The sequence below is a fragment of the Nocardia sp. NPDC004068 genome (genome assembly GCF_042874315.1).
Lineage (GTDB): Bacteria > Actinomycetota > Actinomycetes > Mycobacteriales > Mycobacteriaceae > Nocardia.
Map to the genome: position 1 here is coordinate 466,200 of NZ_JBIAMW010000003.1, position 23,370 is coordinate 489,569.

The 23,370-nt window shown below is 68.7% G+C and carries 25 protein-coding genes and 1 tRNA gene; 15 read left to right on the top strand and 11 right to left on the bottom strand.

The window, feature by feature from the left end; genetic code table 11:
- Positions 1-13 precede the first annotated feature (13 nt).
- On the top strand, positions 14-1,930 hold the full coding sequence (locus ACFYTQ_RS09665) for a glycosyltransferase (protein WP_387358739.1): 1,917 nt from the start codon (positions 14-16) through the stop codon (positions 1,928-1,930).
- Here the strand turns inward: ACFYTQ_RS09665 and ACFYTQ_RS09670 are convergent.
- Both ACFYTQ_RS09670 and rsgA read right to left on the bottom strand, forming a co-directional pair.
- A complete protein-coding gene (locus tag ACFYTQ_RS09670) occupies positions 1,908-2,753 on the bottom strand; it encodes an SDR family oxidoreductase (RefSeq protein WP_387358741.1) in 846 nt (281 codons plus the stop codon). The two genes, ACFYTQ_RS09665 and ACFYTQ_RS09670, sit on opposite strands and share 23 nt — an antisense overlap.
- A gap of 116 nt (positions 2,754-2,869) precedes the next feature.
- A complete protein-coding gene (rsgA, locus tag ACFYTQ_RS09675) occupies positions 2,870-3,919 on the bottom strand; it encodes a ribosome small subunit-dependent GTPase A (protein ID WP_387358743.1) in 1,050 nt (349 codons plus the stop codon).
- A 316-nt stretch (positions 3,920-4,235) separates the two neighbouring features.
- Between rsgA and ACFYTQ_RS09680 the strand changes: the two genes are divergently transcribed.
- The 3 genes from ACFYTQ_RS09680 to ACFYTQ_RS09690 are packed head-to-tail and all read left to right on the top strand — an operon-like array spanning position 4,236 to position 6,745.
- Positions 4,236-4,526, top strand: coding sequence for a hypothetical protein (locus ACFYTQ_RS09680; protein ID WP_387358745.1), 291 nt, complete (start codon positions 4,236-4,238; stop codon positions 4,524-4,526).
- Between the two features lie 3 nt (positions 4,527-4,529).
- Complete coding sequence (locus ACFYTQ_RS09685; protein WP_387358746.1) at positions 4,530-6,167, top strand: alpha/beta hydrolase; 1,638 nt, start codon at positions 4,530-4,532, stop codon at positions 6,165-6,167.
- Complete coding sequence (locus tag ACFYTQ_RS09690) at positions 6,164-6,745, top strand: hypothetical protein (protein ID WP_387358748.1); 582 nt, start codon at positions 6,164-6,166, stop codon at positions 6,743-6,745. Before ACFYTQ_RS09685 ends, ACFYTQ_RS09690 begins: the two co-directional genes overlap by 4 nt.
- 387 nt (positions 6,746-7,132) lie before the next feature.
- Here ACFYTQ_RS09690 and ACFYTQ_RS09695 read toward each other — a convergent pair whose 3' ends face one another.
- The 4 genes from ACFYTQ_RS09695 to ACFYTQ_RS09710 all read right to left on the bottom strand — a co-directional run bounded on the left by ACFYTQ_RS09695 (position 7,133) and on the right by ACFYTQ_RS09710 (position 10,417).
- On the bottom strand, positions 7,133-8,038 hold the full coding sequence (locus ACFYTQ_RS09695; RefSeq protein WP_387358750.1) for a glycosyltransferase: 906 nt from the start codon (positions 8,036-8,038) through the stop codon (positions 7,133-7,135).
- Positions 8,035-8,856, bottom strand: a complete 822-nt coding sequence (locus tag ACFYTQ_RS09700) for an ABC transporter ATP-binding protein (RefSeq protein ID WP_387358752.1) — start codon at positions 8,854-8,856, stop codon at positions 8,035-8,037. The genes ACFYTQ_RS09695 and ACFYTQ_RS09700 overlap by 4 nt, the downstream gene beginning before the upstream one ends.
- Before the next feature lie 7 nt (positions 8,857-8,863).
- Positions 8,864-9,688 (bottom strand): ABC transporter permease, encoded by an 825-nt coding sequence (locus tag ACFYTQ_RS09705; protein WP_387358753.1) that lies wholly within the window; start codon positions 9,686-9,688, stop codon positions 8,864-8,866.
- Between the two features lie 141 nt (positions 9,689-9,829).
- Complete coding sequence (locus ACFYTQ_RS09710; RefSeq protein ID WP_387358755.1) at positions 9,830-10,417, bottom strand: bacterial proteasome activator family protein; 588 nt, start codon at positions 10,415-10,417, stop codon at positions 9,830-9,832.
- Between the two features lie 231 nt (positions 10,418-10,648).
- On the opposite strand from ACFYTQ_RS09710, the gene ACFYTQ_RS09715 reads away from it, so the two are divergent.
- Entirely contained in the window at positions 10,649-11,851 is a 1,203-nt protein-coding gene (locus ACFYTQ_RS09715; protein ID WP_387358757.1) for a cysteine desulfurase-like protein, read from the top strand.
- A 2-nt stretch (positions 11,852-11,853) separates the two neighbouring features.
- Here ACFYTQ_RS09715 and ACFYTQ_RS09720 read toward each other — a convergent pair whose 3' ends face one another.
- Both ACFYTQ_RS09720 and ACFYTQ_RS09725 read right to left on the bottom strand, forming a co-directional pair.
- Positions 11,854-12,840 (bottom strand): NAD(P)H-quinone oxidoreductase, encoded by a 987-nt coding sequence (locus ACFYTQ_RS09720; protein WP_387358759.1) that lies wholly within the window; start codon positions 12,838-12,840, stop codon positions 11,854-11,856.
- Positions 12,841-12,877: 37 nt separating this feature from the next.
- Positions 12,878-13,048 (bottom strand): hypothetical protein, encoded by a 171-nt coding sequence (locus ACFYTQ_RS09725; RefSeq protein ID WP_387358761.1) that lies wholly within the window; start codon positions 13,046-13,048, stop codon positions 12,878-12,880.
- Positions 13,049-13,188: 140 nt separating this feature from the next.
- Here ACFYTQ_RS09725 and ACFYTQ_RS09730 point away from each other — a divergent pair, with 140 nt between their 5' ends.
- The 6 genes from ACFYTQ_RS09730 (at position 13,189) to ACFYTQ_RS09755 (ending at position 18,325) form a co-directional block, all read left to right on the top strand.
- Positions 13,189-14,364, top strand: coding sequence for an alpha-hydroxy-acid oxidizing protein (locus ACFYTQ_RS09730; protein WP_387358763.1), 1,176 nt, complete (start codon positions 13,189-13,191; stop codon positions 14,362-14,364).
- Between the two features lie 32 nt (positions 14,365-14,396).
- Positions 14,397-14,885, top strand: a complete 489-nt coding sequence (locus ACFYTQ_RS09735; RefSeq protein ID WP_387358765.1) for a MarR family winged helix-turn-helix transcriptional regulator — start codon at positions 14,397-14,399, stop codon at positions 14,883-14,885.
- A 515-nt stretch (positions 14,886-15,400) separates the two neighbouring features.
- On the top strand, positions 15,401-17,107 hold the full coding sequence (locus ACFYTQ_RS09740; protein ID WP_387358767.1) for an asparagine synthase-related protein: 1,707 nt from the start codon (positions 15,401-15,403) through the stop codon (positions 17,105-17,107).
- A gap of 5 nt (positions 17,108-17,112) precedes the next feature.
- On the top strand, positions 17,113-17,388 hold the full coding sequence (locus ACFYTQ_RS09745; protein ID WP_387358769.1) for a PqqD family protein: 276 nt from the start codon (positions 17,113-17,115) through the stop codon (positions 17,386-17,388).
- A complete protein-coding gene (locus ACFYTQ_RS09750) occupies positions 17,385-17,906 on the top strand; it encodes a lasso peptide biosynthesis protein (RefSeq protein ID WP_387358771.1) in 522 nt (173 codons plus the stop codon). Before ACFYTQ_RS09745 ends, ACFYTQ_RS09750 begins: the two co-directional genes overlap by 4 nt.
- Positions 17,907-17,911: 5 nt before the next feature.
- The gene (locus ACFYTQ_RS09755; protein WP_387358773.1) at positions 17,912-18,325 is read left to right on the top strand and encodes a VOC family protein; all 414 of its coding nucleotides are present in this window, start codon (positions 17,912-17,914) and stop codon (positions 18,323-18,325) included.
- 4 nt (positions 18,326-18,329) lie between these two features.
- On the opposite strand, the gene ACFYTQ_RS09760 is transcribed toward ACFYTQ_RS09755, so the two are convergent.
- The gene (locus ACFYTQ_RS09760) at positions 18,330-18,854 is read right to left on the bottom strand and encodes an SLATT domain-containing protein (RefSeq protein WP_387358775.1); all 525 of its coding nucleotides are present in this window, start codon (positions 18,852-18,854) and stop codon (positions 18,330-18,332) included.
- A gap of 116 nt (positions 18,855-18,970) precedes the next feature.
- Here ACFYTQ_RS09760 and ACFYTQ_RS09765 point away from each other — a divergent pair, with 116 nt between their 5' ends.
- Together ACFYTQ_RS09765 and ACFYTQ_RS09770 are read left to right on the top strand one after the other, a co-directional pair.
- On the top strand, positions 18,971-19,351 hold the full coding sequence (locus ACFYTQ_RS09765; protein WP_387358777.1) for a hypothetical protein: 381 nt from the start codon (positions 18,971-18,973) through the stop codon (positions 19,349-19,351).
- A gap of 77 nt (positions 19,352-19,428) precedes the next feature.
- Positions 19,429-20,172 carry a hypothetical protein gene (locus ACFYTQ_RS09770; protein ID WP_387358779.1) on the top strand — a complete coding sequence of 248 codons (744 nt, stop codon included), beginning with the start codon at positions 19,429-19,431 and terminating at the stop codon, positions 20,170-20,172.
- A gap of 73 nt (positions 20,173-20,245) precedes the next feature.
- Here the strand turns inward: ACFYTQ_RS09770 and ACFYTQ_RS09775 are convergent, their stop codons facing one another.
- Together ACFYTQ_RS09775 and ACFYTQ_RS09780 are read right to left on the bottom strand one after the other, a co-directional pair.
- Entirely contained in the window at positions 20,246-20,947 is a 702-nt protein-coding gene (locus ACFYTQ_RS09775) for a GAD-like domain-containing protein (protein WP_387358781.1), read from the bottom strand.
- 3 nt (positions 20,948-20,950) lie between these two features.
- Positions 20,951-21,035 (bottom strand) — tRNA-Ser (locus ACFYTQ_RS09780).
- Positions 21,036-21,193: 158 nt separating this feature from the next.
- On the opposite strand from ACFYTQ_RS09780, the gene ACFYTQ_RS09785 reads away from it, so the two are divergent.
- Both ACFYTQ_RS09785 and ACFYTQ_RS09790 read left to right on the top strand, forming a co-directional pair.
- A complete protein-coding gene (locus tag ACFYTQ_RS09785) occupies positions 21,194-22,222 on the top strand; it encodes a HoxN/HupN/NixA family nickel/cobalt transporter (RefSeq protein ID WP_387358783.1) in 1,029 nt (342 codons plus the stop codon).
- Between the two features lie 94 nt (positions 22,223-22,316).
- A complete protein-coding gene (locus tag ACFYTQ_RS09790; RefSeq protein ID WP_387358785.1) occupies positions 22,317-23,369 on the top strand; it encodes an alpha/beta hydrolase in 1,053 nt (350 codons plus the stop codon).
- Position 23,370 lies beyond the last annotated feature (1 nt).

Consider the following 23,370-nt stretch of genomic DNA (forward strand, 5'->3'; position numbering starts at 1 on the left):
GAGGGAATCCGATATGGACCAGTCGGCTGGGCAGGCCGTGACCGAAACCGAGAACGACCGGCGCATCGCCGACCCCGCGCCCGCCACGCTGCGCGGCGACCACCGCCCACCGGAACGGCTGACTTTGCAACGCGGGGTGTTCACCGGCCCGTCGCCGAAGGTCAGCGACGAGCTGTACGCGGTCGTCAAGGGCGGTAAGGCGCATCGCGAGCGGATGAGCATCCGGGTGGACAAGGGCGCCCGCGCCCACACCAACACCTACTTCGGCCGCTTCGCGGCGAGCTACTGGCAGCGCTGGACCACCGTCACCGAGGTCGAGGTCGGCCTGACCGTCGAACTCGGCGGCCTGGCCCGAATCCGGTTGGCGGCCTCCGATATCGCGGGCCACCGGCGCATCGTCGCCAGCGCCGACGTGCGCGCCGACGGCCGCGTGGTGCTGCGCGCGCCCCTGGACCAGTACGTCGACGGCGGCGCGCTGTGGCTCGAATTCGACGCGGTCGGCGGCGACCTCGCGATCAGCGAACTGTCCTGGACCGCGACCGCGCCCGAGCACATCCGTCCGGTGGCGATCGCGATCTGCACCTTCAACCGCGCCGAGGACTGCGCCCACACCGTCGCGGCGCTGGCCTCGGATCCGGTGGTGCTGGACGTGATCGACGCGGTGTACGTGGTCGATCAGGGCACCGACGCGGTCGAGGACCGCCCGCTGTTCCGGGAGACCCGGCCGCGCTTCGGCGACAAGCTGCGCTACCTGCGGCAGCCGAATCTCGGTGGGGCGGGCGGGTTCACGCGCGGCCTCTACGAGGTCTCCGCGGCCAACGAGCACGCCGACGTCATCCTCATGGACGACGACATCCTGTGCGAACCCGAAACGGTGATCCGGCTCAACGCCTTCGCCAATATGACGGTGGAACCGACCCTGGTCGGCGCGCAGATGCTGTTCCTGCTCAACCCCGACTACCTCAACGTCGGCGCCGAGGAGACCGACCTGGGCATCCTCCGGCACGGCCAGAAGGTGTCGAAGGCGTTGCGCAACACCAGCATGCTCAAGAAGCAGCAGGAGCGCCGCGTCGACGCGGGCTACAACGCCTGGTGGACCTGCCTGATCCCGGCGGAGGTGGTCGCCCGCATCGGGCTGCCGATCCCGATCTTCTTCCAGTGGGACGACGTCGAATACGGCCTGCGCGCCCGCGAACACGGCTTCGTCACGGTGACGCTGCCCAACGCCGCGGTCTGGCACGCCGACTTCTACTGGAAGGACTTCGACGACTGGGCGCGCTACTTCTCCTCGCGCAACTCCCTGATCGTCTCGTCCCTGCACACCGATCTGGACCCGAAGAAGATCAGCCGCCAGCTGTTCCGCGAGATCGCCGAGATGCTGGTGGCCATGCAGTACGGCCTGGCGCACACCACCCTGCAGGGCATCGAGGATTTCCTGAAGGGCCCCGAGGTGCTGCGCGACGGCGGCATGGCGGCGCTGGCCGCCGCCCGCACCAGCCGCGGCGACTATCCGGAGACCAAGAAGCATCCCGCCGCCACGGCCCCGATTCGCAACGCGGACATCAGCATTCGCCGCGCCGAGGGCGAGCCGAGCCGCCCGCATCTGGTCCTGATCAAGCGCGCGATCCAGCAGTGGACCGGCAAGGTCCAGCCCGGACTGGTCGGCGTCACCCGCGAGGACGCCTACTGGTGGCACGTCTCGCTGTTCGATCACGTGGTCGTCACCGACGCCTCCCAGTCCGGGGTGCGAATCCGCAAGCGGGACAAGGCCCGTGCCCGCGCGCTGCTGCTGCGCACCTGGCGGGTGCTGCGCAAGCTCCGTCGCGACCTGCCCGAGCTGAGCCGCCGCTACCGGGCGGCCATGCCCGAACTCACCAGTCGCGAGAACTGGGAGCGGCTCTACGGCATCACAGGAACAGATCGGTCGTGAGCGGCCCGTCGCCCGGCGTCACCCGGTACTTGTCGAAGTCGGTGACGCCGTGCGCGGCGAGCACCTCGTCGTCGAGGAAGAAGTTGCCGGTGGTGTCCTTCGCGGGCGAGGTGAGCACCAGGTAGGCGGCGTCGGCGTAGATGTCGGGGGTGCGGGAGGTGGCGACCATCTCCTCACCGCCGAGCAGATTGCGCACGGCCGCGGTCGCGATCGTGGTGCGCGGCCACAGCGAGTTGACGCCGATGCCGTACTGCCGCAGTTCCTCGGCCAGGCCCAGCGTCGTCAGCGACATGCCGTATTTGGCGATGGTGTAGCCGAGATGCTGTCCGGCCCATTTCGGATCGAGGTTCAGCGGCGGCGACAGCGTGAGGATGTGCGGATTGCGGTCGGCCTGCGCGGACTCCTTGAGCGCGGGGATGCTCAGTTTCGACAGCAGGAAACTGCCGCGGCAGTTGATGTCCTGCATGAGGTCGTACTTCTTCATCGGCAGCAGTTCGGTCGGTGACAGGTCGATGGCCGAGGCGTTGTTGACGACCATGTCGATGCCGCCGAACCGCTCCACGGTCTCCCGCACGGCCGTGGCCACGGCCTCGTCGTCGCGGACGTCGCCGACGAACTTGTGCACCGAGCCGCCCGCCTGCTCGAGTTCGGCGGCCGCGGTGTGGATCGTGCCCGGCAGCTTGGGATGCGGCGTATCGGTCTTCGCGATCAGCGTGATGTTGGCCCCGTCGGCCGCCGCCCGCTTCGCGATCTCGAGCCCGATGCCCCGGCTCCCGCCCGACATGATCATCGTCCGCCCGGCCAACGCCCGGTCCGCACCCATAGCCTGCTCCCATCTGTCCGGCCGCCCCGACCCGGGGCGATACCTCCTAGCAGGCTAGGCGATCCCGTCCCCGCCGCGGGACCGCCGTTCCGTAAACCCCGAGCCGCCGTTTCGATCTATCGACCGCGCGAGCGCCGCTCCCGGTACACGGCCCGCTGCGAACGCTCCACGTTCTTCCACATGCGGGTGCGCTCGGCGCGCAGGCGGGCGTCGGTGCGGGCGGCGAGCCACGCGTTCTCCCGGCGCAACTTGCGATAACTGTCGAATCGGCGGCGCGGCAGCTCCCCGGACTCGAGGGCGGCCAGGACCGCGCAGCCGGGTTCGGTCTCGTGGGCGCAATCGTCGAATCGGCATCGTTCGGCGAGGTCCTCGACGTCGCGGAAGGTGTGCTCCAAACCCGCACCGGCCGACCACATTCCGACCGAGCGCAGCCCCGGCGTGTCGATCAGCGTCCCACCGCCGGGCAACGGCCGCAGCTCCCGCTGCACGGTGGTGTGCCGCCCCCGTTTGTCGGCGGCCCGCACCGCGTCGGTGGCGAACACCTCCGCGCCGAGCAACGCGTTGGCCAGCGTCGACTTCCCCGCGCCCGAGGGCCCGAGCAGCGCGACCGTGCCGTCGAGCAGCGCGCCCAGCACGTCCATGCCCAGTCCGATCGTGGCGCTCACCGCGAGCGTGACCGCGCCCGGCGCGACCGCGCGCACCGCCTCGAGCGGAATGTCCACGGCCAGATCGGCTTTGGTCAGCACGACCACCGGCCGCGCCCCGGATTCCCAGGCCAGTGCGAGCATCCGCTCGATCCGGCCGAGGTCCACATCGCCGTCGGCGGCCGTGCACACCAGCACCGTATCGACATTCGCGGCGAGCACCTGCGGCTCGGACCGCCCCGACACCGCCGCGCGCACGATCGCGGTGCGTCGCGGAATCCGCTGCCGGACAACGTATTCGGTATCCAATACCACCCAATCGCCGGTGCACAGGCCCTCGACGTTGGTATCCGCCCGCGGGCACCGAGCGCGCGCGAGCCCGATGGGGGTGGCGACGTCGCACTCGCTGCGATCCATTCGGATGACGCGGGCCGGGACCCAGCCGGTGTCGAGCAGCTCTGTGTATGCGGCGGATACGGCCGAATTCCAGCCGTAGGGAACGAGTCGGTCGTGATCGACCATGAGAAAAGCCGTCTTTCATCGGGCACGAAGCCCGGACGGGCTCAGTGCATCGGGCAGAACAGGGAAGTACGTGCGGCGCCGCGGTATTCGTCCCCGCGCGACTGCGCACCTCGAACAATCACGTTCACGTACTTCACCTCCTCGAACCTTCCGACGCTTTCGTCTGTGTGATCACAACGATGACAGCCCGGCCCCCGCCGCGCAACGCCTTTTCCCGCGGCCGGTGGTTTTCGGGGGTTCCCCCTTCACGAACACCGTTGTACAGTCGACCAATCCTGTTGCCGACAACCATCTTTCGTTCCGACAGGGGGAGCTCATGGGGGAGATTCTGCAAGCGGATCTCGACATCCTGCACCGGCTCGGCGGCACCCTCGGCGGCCACGCCGACGCCATCGCCGCGCTGAAGGTCACGGCCTCGGTCCGCATGCCCGATTCGCCCATCCAGGCGGTGTCCCAGCGGGTGGACGACGCCGTGGTCGCCGCGTTCGGTGTCATCGGCGGCAATATCCGCACGATGTCGCACCGCACCACGAACGCCGCCAAGACCTACGAGGAACTCGACAAAGCCAATGCGGCGCAACTGAGCCGGTACAACGGCGGCCGGTGACCCATGACCACCATCAGCCATGTCCGTGGCTGCGATCCGCAGTCGATGATCGATTTCGCCGCCGATCTCACCACCCAGAACGACACGTTCACCGGGCGCGTCGAACAGATGGCCCGCGACGTGGACCGGGCCATGGACGGCTGGAAGGGCACCGGCGCGTCGGCCGCCTCCACTCGCGCGGTGTCCGAACGACTTTCGGGCAACCACCTGAGCACGGGGGTGCTGTCGATCGTCGACCGGTACAACTCCTACGGCCCGCAGCTGTCGGCGACCCGGTCCGCCCTGCTCACCCTCGTCGATCACGAGATACCGAAGGCGGGCATGACCGTCGACAACGCGGGCAATGTCACCGCGCCCCGGGTGCCCGCCGTCGCGGGCGCCATCGATCCCGCCCTCGCGTCGATCATGCAGCGAAACCTCGACGGCCAGGCGACCAGTCTCCAGTCCCGCCTGAAGAAGCTGCTCACCCAGTTCGGCACCACCGAAACCACAGCGGCACAGGCCATCACGACCGCGATCGGGCAGCTCGGACAGTACGAGAAGCATCCCGACGGGCCGCCGATCAGTCCCCAGGTCCAGGCCATTCTCGACGGCAAGGCCCAACTCCCCACCGATCCCAAACAATTGCACGACCTCTGGGAGAAGCTCACCCCCGCCGAGAAGGACGCGCTCTACGCGCGAGATCCCTTCCTGGGCAACCGCAATGGCATCCCGCAGGCCGACCGCGATCATTACAACCGCCGCACCCTGGTCGATCTGCGCGCCGACACGCAACGCCGCCTCGACGAACTGCTGGCGCACAAGCCGACCGACAAGACCCGGCTCGACGCCTGGCAGAAGCAGGTCGATGCCGCCAAGCACGAACTGGCGGGGTACGACGCCGTCGCCAAGGGCCTGCAAACCCGCCCCGGCGAACCGCCGCGGCTGCTGTCGCTGCTCGACGGGCGCGGGCACGCCGCGATCGCCATCCGCAATCCCGACACCGCGGGCAATGTGGTCACCCACGTTCCGGGGGTGGAGGCCGACCTCAGCAAGATCGGCGACGGCGTGGAGCGCGCCGAACGCGAACGCCGCGCGGCCGAATTGGCCGACCCGTCCAAGCAGACCTCGGCCATCGCCTGGTACGGCTACGACTCCCCGCCCAAGCTGAGCGACTTCGTGCACGGCGGATACGCCGATACCGCCGCCGCGCCACTGGACGGTTTCCAATCCGGGTTGCGCGTCACGCACGAGGGCGACCGCTCGTCCAATACCGTGATCGGGCACAGCTACGGCGCGACCGCGATCGGGCACGCGGCCAGCGGCAGCCACACCCTCGACGCGGACAAGATCGTGCTCGTCGGCAGTCCCGGCATCGATGTCGACAAGCCGACCGATCTGCATCTGACCGGGGTGCGTCCCCAGGACAACGCCCAGCACGTCTGGGTGACGACCAACGCGCACGATCCGGTCAAATTCGTCCCGAACTTCGTGCGCGGCCCGCAACCCTGGTCCACCCCGGGCTACGGCCAGCAGTTCCACTCGGACGCGACCGGTTTCTGGTGGAATCGCGGGGCACACAGTTCCTATTTCGATCCGGGGAATTCGGCGTTGACGAATATGGGCAAGATCATCAGCGGCGTCGGGACGCCGACGCGATGATCCGCGCGGCGGGGTCGCTCGCGCTGGTCGCCGCGGCGGCCGTCGCGATCACCGGCTGCGCGCACGGCTTCGGCTCCCGAACGGAGAAATCGGATATGACACAACACGTTCCGGTCGACACCACCCTCACCGAGGAGCGGGCGCGGCAGCGGATCGTCGAGATCCTCACCGACACCCTGCGCAGACTGCCCGCCGCGATCGCCCTGACCTGGCAGCACCCGCACTTCCCGGACACCGTCTTCGGCGACGCCACGGTCGTGCCCTGCGTCGACGACGACAGCGCGCCCGATCCGCCCTACAACGCCGCCGCCGACTACTGGATCTCCGGGATGCCCGGCGACGGCGCCGCGCACTACCGCGACCTGTTCGAGCGGGCCTGGCGGGACCTGGGCTGGCGGCCGCTGCGTGACGAGCGGGATCCGGGGATGCCGCAGCTGCGCGCCGGGACGCCCGACGTGTATCTGCTGACGCTGACCCAGAATTCGCGCGGCGATCTGGCGCTGTCGGTGTCCTCGCCGTGTTTCCCGAACCACGCCCGGGGCGGGACGCCGATGCCGTCCGTCATCACCCATCCGTGAGGTACGGCCATGTCCGAGAACGACTTCGACGAACTCGGCGCGAAGGTGCGCCGCGCCCAGCGCGCGCTGGCGGAGATCCGCGGCGTCGGGACGGTCGACGGGATCGAGGTGGTGGTCGACGCGGAGAACCACCTGCTGTCGATCTCGCTGCCCGAGGCCGAAGCCGTGCTCGCCGCCTTCGCCGCGGCCGTCGCCGACAAACGGGAGCGGGTCGAGGCGGCGACGCGCGAGCTCCGCGAGGACGAGCGGGTCGAGGCGGCGTCGACCTTCCTGCGCGCCAATGCCGCGCTGCTGGAAGCCGAACGCGCGCAACGGGATTCGTGGGAGTCTACGACGACCTCGCCGCGCGCGGCTCGGGCTGGTCGGAGACCAGCTACTGAGGCCGCGTCAGTCCGGCTTGTGGAACTGTTCGCGGCGGCCGAGCCGCCGCAGTCGCAGCCATTCGGCCAGCCCGGCCGGATCCTTCTGCTGCACCAGGAAGAACCACGAGAACCTGGCCCATTCCTGCGGCAGCAGTTTGCGCATTCCGGGCTGGGACATCAGGTAGCCGCGGTTGCGGTAGGTGAAGTAGCGCTTGACCGGATCGTCGGGGTACTGGGTGTGCATGCGGCCGCCGAGGATGGGCTTGAACTCCGCGGAGCCGTTGGGGTGCAGGTACGCGGTTTGCAGGCAGGTGCCGAACGGCAGGCCCGAGCGCACCAGCCGCCGGTGCACCTCGACCTCGTCGCCGCGCACGAACAGCCGCAGATCCGGCACGCCGATCACGTCGACGGCCTTCGCCGACAGCAGCGCGCCGTTGAACAGCGAGGCGATGCCGGGCAGGAAGTCCTCGTCGCCCAGCTCCGAGCGCAGTCGCCGCCACACCACCCCGCGCCGCAGCGGGAAGGCCAGCCGGTCCGGTTCGTCGATATCGGCCACCACCGGCGAGACCTCGGCCAGTCCGTGCCGCCGCGCGCAATCCATCAGTGTCGCAAGCACTTCCGGGCCCTCGGGGCGGCCGTCGTCGTCGGCGAGCCACACCCAGTCCGCGCCCAGGGTCAGCGCGTGCAGGATGCCCAGCGCGAATCCGCCCGCGCCGCCGAGGTTGTGCTCGGAACCCAGGTAGGTCGTCTCCACCGACTGCTGCGCCACCAGCTCGCCCACCTCGGGCTCGTTGGCGTTGTCGACGACGATCAGATGATCGACCGGACGCGTCTGCGCGCTCAGCACCTTCAGCGATTCGGCAAGCAACTCGCGCCGCTTGTGGGTGACGACCACCGCGATGATCTTGGCCGTTTCGCCGTATTCGGTCATGCGGAGTTCCGCTCCAATTCCCGTTCCTTTTCCAGTTCACGCTGGATCTGCGCGACATGGTCGCCCGCCTCGGGGCCCTCGTAGGCCCGCACGACGTCGACGATATCGCCCTGCATCTTCATCTGCCCGTGATCGATCCAGATCGCGGTGTCGCAGAGCTGGGCGAGGAATTCGTTGGAATGGTTGCAGAACACCAGGATTCCCGAGCGCGCGACGAGATCGCGCAGCCGGTTGCGGGCCTTCTTCATGAACTCCGCGTCGACCGCGCCGAGCCCCTCGTCCAGCAGCAGGATCTCCGGATCGATCGAGGTGACCACGCCCATCGCCAACCGCACCCGCATACCGGTGGAGTAGGTGCGCAGCGGCATGTCGAGATAGTCGCCCAATTCGGTGAATTCGGCGATCTCGTCGACCTTGGCCAGCATCTGTTTGCGGGTCTGCCCGAGGAACAGCCCACGGATGATGATGTTCTCGTAGCCGGAGATCTCCGGGTCCATGCCCACGCCGAGATCGAACACCGGCGCCACCCGGCCGCGCACCCGCGCGCTGCCGCGGGTGGGCTCGTAGATGCCCGAAAGCAGCCGCAGCAGTGTGGATTTGCCCGCGCCGTTGTGGCCGACCAGGCCGACCCGGTCGCCCTCCTTCAGCGAGAGCGTGATGTCGCGCAGCGCCTCGACGACGACGACGTCGGATTGGTTGCGCCCGATCGCGCCGCCCGCCTTGCCGAGGAACGCCTTCTTCAGCGAGCGCGATTTCGCGTCGAAGATGGGGAATTCGACCCAAGCGTTGCGGGTTTCGATACTCACGTGGTCGGTCATCGAGCCTTCACACCCAGTAGGGGACGCGGGAACGGAACTGCTTCAACGCCAGGATGGCCACCGCCCAGCCGACCACCGTGATGCTGCCGACGATGATCCAGCTCAACGGTTTCTGCGCCTCGCCGAGCAGCGGCGCGCGCACGATCTCCAGGAAGTGGAACGTCGGCACCAATTCCACCAGACGCGCCCGCTCGCTGACCGACCCGCCCTGGGCGTGCAGCGCCTTGGTGGTCCACATGACCGGCGTGAGCACGAACAGCATCAGCGTGGTGCTGCCGAGGATCGGCGCGATATCGCGGTAGCGGGTGGCGAAGATGCCGAACACGATCGACACCCACATCGAGTTCAGGAAGATCAGCAGCATCGCGGGCAGGGCCAACAGGCTCGACCAATGCAGGTGATGCCAAAGGCCCAGCGCCGGAACCATGATCACGTAGATGACCAGGTTGTGCGCGAAGAACAGGAACTGCCGCCACACCAACCGGTAGACGTGCACGCTCAACGCCGACGGCAGCTGTTTGATCAGGCCCTCGTTGGCGATGAAGACGTCCGAACCCTCGAGGATGCTGGCCGAGATCACGTTCCAGATGATCAGCCCGACCGTCACGTACGGCAGGTAGTACCGCAGGTCCTGGTTGAACAGCGCCGCGTACAGGATGCCCATCGCCGCCGCCTGCACGCCGGTGGCGATGGTGATCCAGAACGGGCCGAGCACCGATCGCCGGTACCGCTGCTTGATGTCCTGCCAGCCCAGCGACAACCACAGTTCCCGCTGCGCGAATCCGCCGCGTAGATCGTTGAACGCGCGTCCGAAGGTCAGGGAATCCGACATGAGTGGTACCGAGGTGTCGACCGGGCGCTGTTCGGCGGTCGCCGAATCGGCTGGAGCAGCTGCAGGCACAGTGCTCGACCTTAGCGCAGATGCGAACGATCCCGGTCCGAGCGATGCGGTACGGGACCGGGCGCCCATGCCCTACAGGTACTGCCCGCTGGTGGGTCCGCCGCCGGCCGGACCGCCCTCCTGCGCGCCCCGCATCCCCGGCGGCAGCGCGTGGCGCATCTGCTCGAGCTGCGCGCGGGCGGCCATCTGCTGGGCGAACAGCGCGGTCTGGATGCCGTGGAACAGCCCCTCCAGCCAGCCCACCAGCTGGGCCTGCGCGATGCGCAGCTCCGCGTCCGACGGGATCGAGTCGTCGCTGAAGGGCAGCGCGAGGCGCTCGAGTTCGCTGCGCAGCTCGGGGGACAGGCCCTGCTCGAGCTCCTGGACCGAGGTCTTGTGGATCTCCTTGAGCCGGGTGCGGCTGGCGTCGTCGAGGGGCGCCGCCCGCACCTCCTCGAGCAGCTGTTTGATCATGGTCCCGATGCGCATGACCTTGGCGGGCTGCTCGACCATATCGGCCAGCGACTCGTCCTTGGCGTCCTTGCCCTCGCCGTCGTCCTCGTCGCCGACCACCTGGCCGCGCACGGGCGTCTCGCCCTGGGCGCCCGCGGGAACGATCAGCGGGCGGCCTTCGGGCCCGATCACCACGATGGAATCCGGTGCTCCGTCCGAATGCGTCATGATCTCCATCATGTCGCGTCCGGGCTCATCGCGCTAAGTCGGGGCGGAGCCGGGGCGAGTATTCTGTTGCGGTCTTGTCCGCCTCGTGGTTCGGTCTCGGTGAAAGTCGGTCGCCATGCTGCGTGATGTCTCGCCCGGTTGCCCGCGCGTCCGCCGCGCGGTCGCCGGTTATCGATCGGTTGGCGCTGACACGGTTACGCCGACTTGCCCGCTGCCCTTAGAGTGGCCCACATGACTTACGACGTCGCACGGGTTCGGGGCCTGATACCGTCCCTGGGCGACGGCTGGATCCACCTCGACCCGCAGGCGGGCATGCTGGTTCCGGATTCGGTATCTCGTGCGGTGTCAACGGGTTTCCGCACCTCGGCCTTCTCCCACACCAATCGGCACGGGGCCGCCAAGCGCAGCGGCGCGATCCTGGACGCGGCGCGCGAGGCCGTGGCCGATCTGGTCGGCGGCGACCCGGCCGGGGTGGTGCTCGGTCCCGATCGCGCGGTGCTGCTGGCCTGGCTCGCCGAGTCGCTGAGTTCGCGGCTCGGGCTCGGGACCGGGATCGTGCTGTCGCGCCTGGACGACGAGGCGAATGTCGCGCCCTGGTTGCGGATCGCCAATCGCTATGGCGCGCATGTGCGTTGGGCCGAGGTCGAGATCGAGACCTGCGAGATGCCCGCCTGGCAGTTCGAGGAGCTGATCGGCCCGACCGCCCGTCTGGTGGCGTTGACGGCCGCCTCGCCGATCGTGGGTTCGGCCCCGGCGGTGCGGGTCGCCGCGGACCGGGTGCACGAGGTCGGCGGGTTGCTGGTGGCCGATTGCTTCGGCGCCGCGCCGTACGCGCTGATCGATATCGACGAACTCAACGCGGACGTGGTCGCGCTGTCCGCGCCCGCGTGGGGCGGCCCGCAGATCGGGGCCCTGGTGTTCCGCGATCCCGCGTTCCTGGACCGGATTCCGTCGATGTCGCTCAATCCGTACGCCAAGGGCGCGGAGCGGCTCGAGGTCGGCGGCCACCAGTACGCGCTGCTGGCCGGGCTGACCACCTCGATCGACTATCTGGCCGGGCTGGACGAACAGGCGGGCGGCACTCGCCGTGAGCGCCTGGAGGTTTCGATCACGTCCTTACAGGACTACCACGATCACCTGTTCGAGCATCTGATGGAGGTGCTCGACCGCATCCCCGATCTCACCGTGATCGGCCGCGCCTCGACCCGCATCCCCACGGTCAGTTTCACCATCGCGGGCATGCAGGCCGAGAAGGTCTCCGCCCGCCTCGCCGACCATCGCATCGGCACCCTGAGCGGGGTGCACGGCGGCAGTCGCCTGCTCGACGCGCTCGGCGTCAACGACGAGGGCGGCGCGGTGACCATCGGATTGGCCCCCTACACAACGCGATTCGAGATCGATCAGCTCGGTCGCGCGCTCGCCGCCCTCGACTGAGTTCAGTCGCGGATCCGCAGCACCACCTTGCCGACGGTCTCGTCGGAGTCGAGCAGCCGATGCGCCCGCGCGACCTCGGCGACGGGTACCTCCGCGTGCACGACGGGTGCGACGGTGCCGTCGGCGATCGACGGCCACAGGTGCCGCCGCAGTTCGGCGATGATCTCGGCCTTGCTCGACGGTCCGGTGGCGGGGCGGCGGCGCAGATTGGTGGCGTGCACGGTGCCCCGCTTGCCCAGCAGCGCGGCCAGATTCAGTTCGGCGCGCACCCCGCCCTGCATCCCGATCACGCAGAGCTGCCCGTCCTCGGCGAGCGCGGCGACATTGCGCTCCAGGTAGGCCGCGCCCATATTGTCGAGAATGACGTCCGCGCCGCCCAATTCGCGCAGGATCGCGGCGAAGTCGTCGGTGTGGTAGTTGATCAGCACGCTCGCGCCGAGTTCCTTGCAGCGGTCCAGTTTGCCCGGCGAACCCGCGGTCACCGCGACCCGCGCGCCCCGGCTCACCGCGACCTGGATGGCGTGGGTGCCGATACCGCTGCCGCCGCCGTGGATCAGCAGCAGCTGGCCCGCCCGCAGCCCGGCCCGCATCACCAGATTCGACCAGACCGTGGCCGCCACCTCGGGCAGCGCCGCCGCGGCGGCGAGATCGAGGCCCGCCGGAATCGGCAGCACCTGGGTCGCGGGCACGACCACCCGTTCGGCGTACCCGCCGCCGGACAGCAACGCGCACACCTGGTCACCGGGGGACCAATCGGCAACGCCCGCACCGACTTCCGCGATCACCCCCGAAACCTCGAGGCCGATGATCTCGCTCGCGCCGGGCGGCGGGGGATAGTTGCCCTGCCGCTGCAACAGATCGGCCCGGTTCACCCCGGCCGCGGTCACATCGATGGCGACCTCGCCGGGCCCGGGCGGCGGTAGATCGGGCACCTCCGCCCACCGCATCACCTCGGGCCCACCGAATTCGTCGAGTGTCACTGCGCGCATACCGCGACCTTACGACGCCGCGAACGCGCGGCCCGCGTTACGACTCGACCGCTTCGCGCTTGGCGGTCTCCGCGTCGATCCCCTTGGCCATCTTGCCGAGCGCCTCCCGCAGCTCGTCCGCGTTCAGCGCCTCGTACCCGGGAATCCCGGCGGCCTCCGCGCGCCGGCGCAGATCCGCCAATCGCTCGGCATCCGACATCTCGACCATGACAACTCCTTTCGTCGCCGGGCGATTACCCCGGACGCGCCGCGCGACACCCGCACGCCGCCCAGTTCACGGCATGTTTCCCGGTCCGCTCCCCGGTGTTTTCCACCGGCGTGGCCGTCCCGGGGACTAGCGTGTCGCGGGTGAGCAGCTTCGCCGATTTCCAGAACGAGATCTATCTGGCCGGACTCTCCGGCGCGGTGCCCGGATTACCCATGACCGCGGCCGGTTTGGAGCGCCGCGCGCGGGAGGTTCTCGATCCGGCCGCGTACGCCTATGTGGCGGGCAGCGCCTCGGCGGAACGCACGGCGGCGGAGAATGTCTCGGCCTTCGACCGGCATCGGCTGCTGCCCCGGATGTGGCGCGGCGCGAGTAACCCTGGGGCGCGCGATCTTTCGGTGGAGGTGCTCGGCACGAGGCTGGCCGCTCCGGTGCTGACCGCGCCGATCGGCGTGCTCGGCCTGTTGCACGAGCGCGGCGAGACCGTGGTCGCGGAGGTGACCCGGGAACTGGGCATCGGCATGGTCCTGTCGACCGCCGCGTCGTCGACGATCGAGGAGGCGGGCGCGGCGGCCGGGGCCTGGTGGTATCAGCTGTACTGGCCGGGCGATCACGAGTTGGCCCGCTCGTTCGTCGACCGCGCGGTGAAGGCGGGCGCCCGGGCCCTCGTCGTCACCGCCGACACGCCCGGCATTGGCTGGCGGCCACGCGATCTCGAACTCGGACATCTGCCGTTCCTGCGGGGCGAGGGATTGGCGAACTACCTGTCCGATCCGGTCTTCCGCGCCAAACTCGCGACCGCGCCCGAGGAGAGCGAGGAGGCCCTGCGGATGGCCGTCCTCACCTGGATCGGCCTGTTCGGCAACCACACCCTGCGCCCGGCCGATATCGCGAAACTGCGGGAGTGGACCGATCTTCCGATCGCGGTGAAGGGTGTGCTGCACCCCGACGACGCCCGCGCGGTCGTCGACGCGGGCGCCGACGCGGTGGTGGTGAGCAATCACGGCGGCCGTCAGGTCGACGGCGCGATCGCCGCGCTCGACGCCCTGCCCGCCATCGTGGCCACCGTCGGCGATCGCGCCGACGTCCTGTTCGATTCGGGCATCCGCACCGGCTCCGACGTCATGGTCGCGCTCGCCCTCGGCGCGAAAGCCGTTCTCTACGGCCGTCCCTGGGCTTACGCCCTGGGGGTGGCGGGTCGCGACGGGGTCCGGCACGCCCTGCGTCTGCTGCTCGCCGATTTCGACGCGACCATGGGCCTGTCCGGTTGCGCCACGGTCGCGGCCCTCGATCGCACGCTGCTGTCCAGCAAGCGGTGATCTTCCCTTTTATCCACTTCTAGAATGTCGCTATGCCAGACGAACCGAGCGGTCGCCAGGCCCCGGCCACCAGATGGCTGACCGCGGCCCAGCAACGCGCCTGGCGCGCCTACATGGACGGCCACCAGCGCCTGATGTCCGAACTGAACCGGCAACTCCAGCGCGACAGCGACCTGACCCTGCCGGAGTACCGCATCCTCGTCCTCCTGTCCGAATCCCCCGACCGCTCGCTGCGCATGAGCGACCTCGCCGACGGCGTGCTGTCCTCCCGCAGCCGCCTGACCCACCAGATCCGCCGCATGGAGGAACAGGACCTGGTCCGCCGGACCAGCGCCGAGGAGGACGGCCGCGGCGTGCGCGCGCACCTGACCGAGGAGGGCATGCGCCGCCTGCGCGCCGCCGCGCCCGGACACGTCACCGCGGTTCGCCGCGATTTCATCGATCTGCTGACACCGGAGGAACTGACGGTGATCGGCGAGGTCTTCGAGCGGGTGGACAAGGAGATCAACAACCGCTCGTAATTACGCGATGGAATTTGTCCAAGCGGAAACAATGACTTCAGTGAACGATTCAAGCGGACGCTAGGTCGATTATTCGACCGCGAACACAATATTCGGGACAGAAAATTGCCCGAAACCGTCGACGGTGTGCCCTTCGCGGAGCTACCGTAGAGATCTGTCGGATTTCATGCCGGACCGACACTCACACTTCTCGACGCACGCGATCGAGTCCCCGAATTATGGGAAACAAATACTCATCGGTCGGATTATCGCGGCGTTCGAACACGTCTCGTCGACGAGAGACGAAAATACGAAGGAGGTGAAATGAAATGCCGAAGATGTCCTACATCGAGCCCGAGGTGATCCGCCTCGGCAGCATCGAGGAGCACACCGCGGCCCTGACCCACGGTCCGCACGACCTGCTGGGTAAGGGCAACATCCTGTAATCCGGGAACCCCTCCCTCCGGTGTGTGTCCGGCAACTCCCCGGAGGGAGGGTCCGCCGAATATTCGGTGAACGAGAGGTGGCCGCGCATTATGCGTGAATTGTTTTCGGCGGATCGGGTCGGCTGCGCGGGCCGGGTGACGCTTCCGCATCGGGGAGCGCCCATTGATTTCGCGCACATTCCCTATATCGCATTTCCCGAGCGGGCAATTCCCGCGAGTCCCGCGTACCTGCGACAATGGCTGCGGCCGGGCTGCGCGGTACCCGAGCCCCCGCCGCGGCACACCTATTTCGCACTGGGCGGTATTCTCCGCCGATCATCGGACGACGATCTGATCGATCGAATCTCCTTCGCGCTGCGCACCGGCGCGCACGCCCGACTGGCCGAGGTGCCCGGCGATCTCGTCGGCTGTCTGGTCGCCGCCGACCGGGTCTATCTGTTCCGCAGCCTGTTCACCCGGGACACCCTGTTCTATCGGCAGTCCGGGAACACCCTCGAATGGTCCAGCGACCCCGCCGATCTCGTGCCCGACGCCCTCGACGCGCTCGACCGCGACACTCTGCGCCGAATCTGCCGGGGCGACAGCGTCTTCGCCTATCGCGGGCTGGGCTGGCTCCGGCCCGGGCACCTGCTGATCTTCGACGGCCACACGGCCCGAACCGTGCGCTACGACCGGATCGAACCGGCGCCGCTGCCGCGCGGCAGCACCATGCGCGACTACGCCGACCGCGCCTGGGAACTGCTGCTGGGCGCGTGCCGCCCCTACGCCGACAGCGGCCGCGTCGGCCTGCTGCTGAGCGGCGGACTGGATTCGGCCGCCGTGGCCGCCGCCCTGGTGAGCGCGGGCGCCGACGTCACCGCGTATCACCTCGACACCCCCGACCCGCTCGCCGACGAATCCGGTTACGCGCGTGCGGTCGCCGGGCACCTGTCCATTCCGTTCACACCCATCCCCACCGATATCGGTCCCGGCTATCTGGATCCGCGCTGGCGCTTCGCCCACCCCTACAACCACACCGGTTTCCGCTGGCTGGAGCAGGCCGTGCGGCGGGTCGCCGAGGACGGCGTCGGGCTGCTGACCTGGGGCCGCGACGGCGATCTGCTGTTCGGCCCGCTGCTGCGCTACGGCGTGCGCGACGTGCTGACCGGGCGGGTGAGCCGGTCGGAGAAGCTGCTCATGCTGCGCGGACTGCTGTCCTCCCGCTGGCGCACGTCGAGCCTGATCGCGAGCGTGCGCGGCTCGTATTCGCTGGTCACCGAGAACGCGCCGATCGGCGAAAACGCCCATCACACAGACTTTCTCGTGCCCGCGCCGGATCCGCCGTTCGAATTCCCCGATCCCGAATTCGTCCCCGAGGAACAGACCACCGACCTCGCCCTGTCCTGGCCGCACGGCGTCTCGTTCTGTTCGCCCATGGCCGACCGGGAACTCTACGAACTCCTGACCGGAATGCCGGTGGCGTACCGCTGCGTCGCCCACGGCGGCCGGACCATCGGCAAACCCGTGCTGCGGCTGCTGCTCCAGGACCGGTTGCCCCCGGTGATCTGGCGACGGCACGGCCGGATGTGGCCGGATTCCCCGCACGAGTCCTTCTGCATGAACCACCCCGCCGTACTCGCCGACCTCCTCGGCCCCGACGCGCTGCTGGCCCGGCTGAACATCGTGGACCCGCGGCGGCTGGCGGCGGTCCTGGCCGATCCGATGCTGTTGCGCCGCAACGCCGAAACCCTCGTCTACACGGCCATGACGGAACTGTTCCTGCGTGGCCTCGAACACCGCACCCCCGTGAGGAGCTGATCCCCGTGCCTCTGCTGCGACTCGGCGACGACGCCGTCCTGGACACCACCGACGGCGTCGGCATCGTCATGGACACCCGGGCGGGCGAGTACTTCCGCCTCAATCCCACCGCGACCCTCATGCTCGGCGTCGCCCAGCGCTGCGACACCCTCGACGAGGCCGTGCGCGAACTCGCCGAACTCATCGACGCCGAACCCGGCGTCCTGCGCGCGGGCCTGGCGCAACTGACCGATCAACTCGCCGCGCATCACCTGCTCGCCCCCACGGACGCCCCGCGATGACCACCCTCGCCGACCGCCTCGAGGCCATGCTCACCGATATCGACGGCGTCCCCGCCCCGCCCCGGCCGCCGATCCGCCTGCGCGCCTACGCCGTTCACCACACCTGGACCGCGCTGCGCCTGCTCCGCACTCGCGGCTGGGGCCCCGCCCACCACCACCTGCGCGACCTGAGTCCGGGCCCGCGTCCCCTGACCCACCTCGCCCCGGCGGTGGCGATCCGCCTGGCCCGCCGCGAGGTCCTCTACAGCCAACTGACCCTGCGCGTGACCCACCCCGACGCCCTCTGCCTGCCCCGCTCCCTGTCCCTCGCCACCTACCTGTCCGCCCTCGGCCTTCCCGCCGAGGTCATCGTCGCCCGCGAACGCACCTGCACCAACCCCCGCTACTCCTTCCACTCCTGGACCGAGCTGTACGGGGAGGTGCTCAACGACAATCCGGACGTAACACTGGGTTTCGCGGTGCTGCAACGCGTCCGGGCCCGCGCCCTGACCGACCGCGCGCCCGGTGTGCCAGCATGAGCGTCATGCCGATCGCCGTCTCGTCCATCGCCCACCTCCGCCTGACCGTCACCGATATCGACCGCTCCCGCGCCTTCTACGAGCGGGTCTTCGGCTGGCCGGTCGCCGTGGAGGTCCCCGCCGACGCCGACGAGCGGACCCGCGAGTTCCTGTCCTTCCTGTACGGCGGCGTCATCTACCGCATGCCCCAGGGCCTGCTCGGCCTGCGCCCCGCCGCCACCGACCGTTTCGACGAGAACCGCGTCGGCCTCGACCACCTCGCCTTCGCCGTCGGCTCGGTCGACGAATTGCGTTCCGCCGCAGCACATCTGGACGCCTGCGGGGTGGTGCACGAGGACATCAAGGACATCGGCGTCAGCTACATCCTGGAGTTCCGCGATCCGGACAACATCGCCCTGGAACTGGTCGCCCCGAAGTAGGCGGTCAGTCGCTCGTATCCTCGCGCTCGTGCGCCGCGGGCTGGGTGCGGCGCAGGGTCGTCCAGGCCTCCAGATCCTCCGCCAGGATCGTGTTCAGGTGCAGCATCGTCTCGCGAGCGAGGGCGTCGCGGTCCTCGTGCTGGGCCCGCCGCAATTCGACATTGCGCAACAGCGCCTGCAACTGACCGAGGATCACGCTGCGCTGCACCCACATCTCCCGATGCCGATACAACCCGTCCCACGCGGTGATGACCCCGATCGACGCCGCCAGCGCGGTGCTGAGCAGCCCGATCCAGGGCGCGTCGAAGACCGCGACCGCGGTGCCGAGCACGGCGATGAGCCCGTTGGCGGTGGCCGTCCACACCACGACCCGCTTGGCGCGGGCCTTCACCACCACCCGCGAGCGTTCGTATTCGTCGCGGTAGAAGCCCAGGTAGTGCAGGCTGATGTCGAGCGCGTCCGAGTCGGCGGGCGGGGAGGCGGGGGCGCGCAGGCCGGTCGAACGATTCCTGCTCTGCTCACGCCACATCGGTATTCCCCCTCGCCGCTTCCGGGTTGTTACGGTAGCACCAGGGTTGCATTTCGGTGGCATTGCCGTCTAAGCTGGACGAGAACGCCCCCTCGTTTCGAAGGATGTGGGATCGAATGACCGTGCCCCACGGAGTGATCTCCAGTCATCTCGAGACGTCCCGGCTGCCGCCCGCCGAGCTGGCCCGGCAGTTGGTGCAGCAGTTGGGTCCGACGCTGGTAGCGCTCATAGCCGGGGTACGCGATCGCAAGCTCCCGCACAAATGGGCACAGATCGGCGGCCCCCGCCCGCGCGACGCCGCCTTGGCCCGCCTCCAGGTCGCGCATCGCTGTTGGATTCTGCTGGCGGACAACGAAAGTCCCGATGTGGCCCGCTCGTGGTTCATCGGCGCCAACCCGCGTCTGGGTGAGGAGTCCCCGGCGGTCGCCATCCGCGAGGACCGGTTCGCCGACGTGATCGCCGCGGCCGTGACCTTCGTCGAGGGTTCGACCGCCTGACCGACGAAAACGGTTTCCCCCCATCCACTACGCTGGACTCTTCCATAGGTTCGGTCCGTGGTGAGGGGGAGTCGTTCGTGTCGATCCGCGAAATCCGCCGATCAGAAGCGCCGCGCACCTGCTCGAAAACCGGTTTCGCCCTCATCCCCGCCGCGGGCCGCACCGTCTACCGCCTCTCGAAACCGGTCTACGGGCCCCTCAACCCCCTACTCCGCCCGCTGTCCGAGACGGCGACCCACGCCCTCTGGAACCGATTCGACGTAGCGGGCCAACGCACCGTCTACGCCGCCACCACCCCCGAAGGCGCCTACGGCGAACTCCTCGCCCCCCTCAAACCCAAGCTCCCCCGTTCCGCCGCAACCTATTTCGACGACGTCACCCCCCACGACGAACTCGAAACCCTCATCCGCGAGGAATGGCAAGCCGCCGGCCACCGCGCCCCCCGAGAAATAGACCTCACCTGGCTGACCGACTATCTCCTCTACCGCCTCACCCTCCCCACCAAGGGCTGGTTCATAGACATAGAAGCCGCCACCAGCCTCACCGCCCTCACCACCTACGCCCCCACCAACCTCCCCCCATCCATCACCGAAATAACCGTCTCCGAACTCCGCAGCCCCAACCGAGACCTCACCACAGCCATAGCCACCCGCCTCTGGCACCTGACCCTGGACGACCAATCCCTGGCCCACGGCATAATCTACGGCTCCCGGCATGGCAGCGATTGGGACTGCTGGGCGATTTGGTTGCGGCGCACGACCCGCGCGCCTCGGGCATTGGTCACCAGGGCCGACAAGGGGACGGAAATCCTTCCGCCTTAGTTGAATCCGGCGTTGCAGAGCATTTTGACTACGTATGGACTGACGGGGAGTTGGTAGCGGTCCTCGCCGCGTATCAGAGATACGGATTGTCCGCCATGATCGTTCGCGGCGTGACTTGGCTCAATATCTGCATGTGCACCTCGGCGTCGACGATCTCGACGTTCTCGGGCAGCAACGCCCCGCCCAGAGCCGGCGCCGGAACAAACCCGTACATCGTCTCCGGACCAACCGGTCCCAACGCGGCCAGCACCCGCCCGAACAACGGCTTCCCGTCATCGCCCAGGAGATCCAGAGTCTCCCGATTGGCCGCGGCCAACGCCGAGTACACCTGATTGTCCCGATCGAAGGCACTGGACATCTCACCGGACCCATCGAACGGAAGAATCCACCCCGAATACGGCACCACCGTAAGACTCATCCCGGTCCGCCTCCCCCACAACGACATCTCCCCGAACGCACTCCGCGTAACCGCGATCCACCGATCGTCCCCGAACGGCAACTCCAACTTCGAAACCCAAGCATCCACCGCAGGCTGCCAAGCCTCCGGATCACACAACCACAACAACCCATCCATGAATCCGGAAAACCCCACCTCCTGCCAGACATCGACGAGAAACCCCGGCACGTCCGGCGAGAATTTCTCGATTTGGTCGACGGAGGCCGGAACCGAAACGGTCGGTTCGCCCCACACCCGGAGAATTTGACCGATGGAAAATGGCACGCTTACCTCAAAATCCCTGCGACATCCATGAGTACCCAGGGGGCGCCGTCGCACCAGCGGTGGGTGTGGGATTTGAACCCACGGTGGCGTGAACCACGACGGTTTTCAAGACCGTTCCCTTAGGCCGCTCGGGCAACCCACCTCACCCCGCCACACCGGCGAAGCGACCTAAAGCCTACTGGCGACAGGCACCCGGTGCGCAAGGGGCAGGGTGGACGGGGCGGGACAGAACTCGCTCAACCTGTACGATTGACCGGCTGGACCTGCGGAAATGGGGTGCGTGTGCGCGGCGTTGTCGGGATGGTTGTTGTCGTGGTGGGGCTGCATGTGCTCGGGTGGGGGACGTTGCTGCTGCTCGTCGTGCCGGGGCATCATCTGGTGAACGGGGCCGTGTACGGGGTGGGGTTGGGGGTTACCGCCTATACCTTGGGGATGCGGCATGCGTTCGATGCGGACCATATTGTCGCGATCGACAATGTGACGCGAAAACTGGTGGCGGAGAAGGGGTCTCGACGAATCCAGTCGGTGGGGTTCTGGTTCTCGCTGGGCCATTCGTCGGTCGTGTTCGCGCTCGTCGCGCTGCTGGCGCTGGGAGTCCGGGCGCTGGCGTCCAACCTCCAGGACGACAACTCCGCGTTGCAGAAGTGGACCGGTACCTGGGGTACCAGCGTCTCGGGCACGTTCCTGATTCTCATCGGCCTGCTGAATCTGGTGTCCCTGCTGGGCATTTGGAGCGTCTTCCGGCGCATGCGCAAGGGCGAGGTGAACGAGACCGAGCTGGAGAAGGCCCTGGAGCCCAGGGGAGTGCTGGCGCGCGTCCTCGCACCGGCCATGCGCACCGTCCGCCGTCCCTGGCACATGTTCCCCGTCGGCCTGCTGTTCGGCCTCGGCTTCGACACCGTCACCGAGGTCGGCCTCCTCGTGATCGCGGGCGGGGCGGCGGCCACCGGCCTCCCCTGGTACGCGATTCTCGTTCTGCCCGTGCTGTTTTCGGCGGGCATGTCGCTGTTCGACTCGCTGGACGGGTCGTTCATGAGCTACGCCTACGGCTGGGCGTTCACCCGGCCCATTCGCAAGATCTACTACAACCTGGTGATCACGGGGCTGTCGGTGGCGGTGGCGCTGCTGGTGGGGGGACAGGAGCTGATCTCGTTGCTGGTCGAGCGGACCGGCGCGGAGACCGGTGTGGTCGCCTGGATCGCGAATCTGGATCTGGGCGCGCTCGGGTTCATCATCGTCGGACTGTTCGGGCTCACCTGGGCCACGGCCGTGGCGGTGTGGCGCTTCGGTGACGTCGAACGGCGCTGGGGCGCGCCGCTGTCCGACTGACCCCTATCGAAACCGGGTGGCGCCGCTCACTTTCCCCGCGACTCGATCATGACCTGCGTCGACGCGTCCGCGGGCCTCTGGCAGGATGGGACATATGGTTCGTCGCCGGTTCCGGCGTCGGCTGTCGGGCGCCCTCGCCAGTGCCGCACTTCTGGGTGCTGCCGTTCATTCGGTACCGGCCGTCGCCGCCCCTGATTCGCCGCCCGTCAACTCCGGCTCCGCGGACAGCCCGGCGCCGCGCACCGACACCCCGCCCCCGGCCGTCGCGACCATCGACCACATCGAATCCCTCACCGATCGCGAGCTGCGCGTCTTCGTGAAGTCCCCGGCGATGGAACGCACCGTCGAGGTGCGGGTGCTGCTGCCCGCCGACCAGAGCCACCCCCGCCCCACCCTCTACATGCTCGACGGCCGCAGCGCCCCGGCCGACAGTAACAACTGGATCGAACGCGGCGGCGCGCTGAACTTCTTCGCCGACAAGCCGATCAACGTCGTCTTCGCCGTCGGCGGCCCGGCCGGGTACTACACCGACTGGCAGCGCCCGGATCCGGTGCTGGGCAACAACAAATGGGAGACCTTTCTCACCCGCGAACTGCCCCCGCTGATCGACCGCGCCTTCGACGGCGACGGCCGCGACGCCGTCGAGGGCGTCTCCATGGGCGCCGAGGCGGCCATGATGCTCGCCATGCGCAGCCCGGGCACCTATCGCGCGGTCGCGGCCCACAGTGGTTGCTACGCCATGGGTTCCGATATCGGCCAGGCCCAGGCCCGCGCGGTGGTCCGCACCTACGGCGGCGATCCCGACAACATGTTCGGCGACCAGGAGGACCCGGACTGGCTCGCGCACGACGTCATGATGCACGCCGACGGCCTGCGCGGCACCGCGATCTACCTGTCCTCGGGCAGCGGCCTCCCGGGCCCGTTCGACGGTCCGGGCAATCCGGATTCGCAGACCTCGGTCGTCTTCGGCGGGCCGCTCGAGGCCGCGGCCAACGCGTGCACGATGGCCCTGGCCGATCGGCTCGACCGGATGCGGATCCCGGCGACCGTCGACTTCCGGCCCGTGGGCACGCACTCCTGGCCCTACTGGGCGGGCGACCTGCCCAAGGCGTGGCCCACCCTCGCCGCCGCGCTCGGCGTGGGCTGAC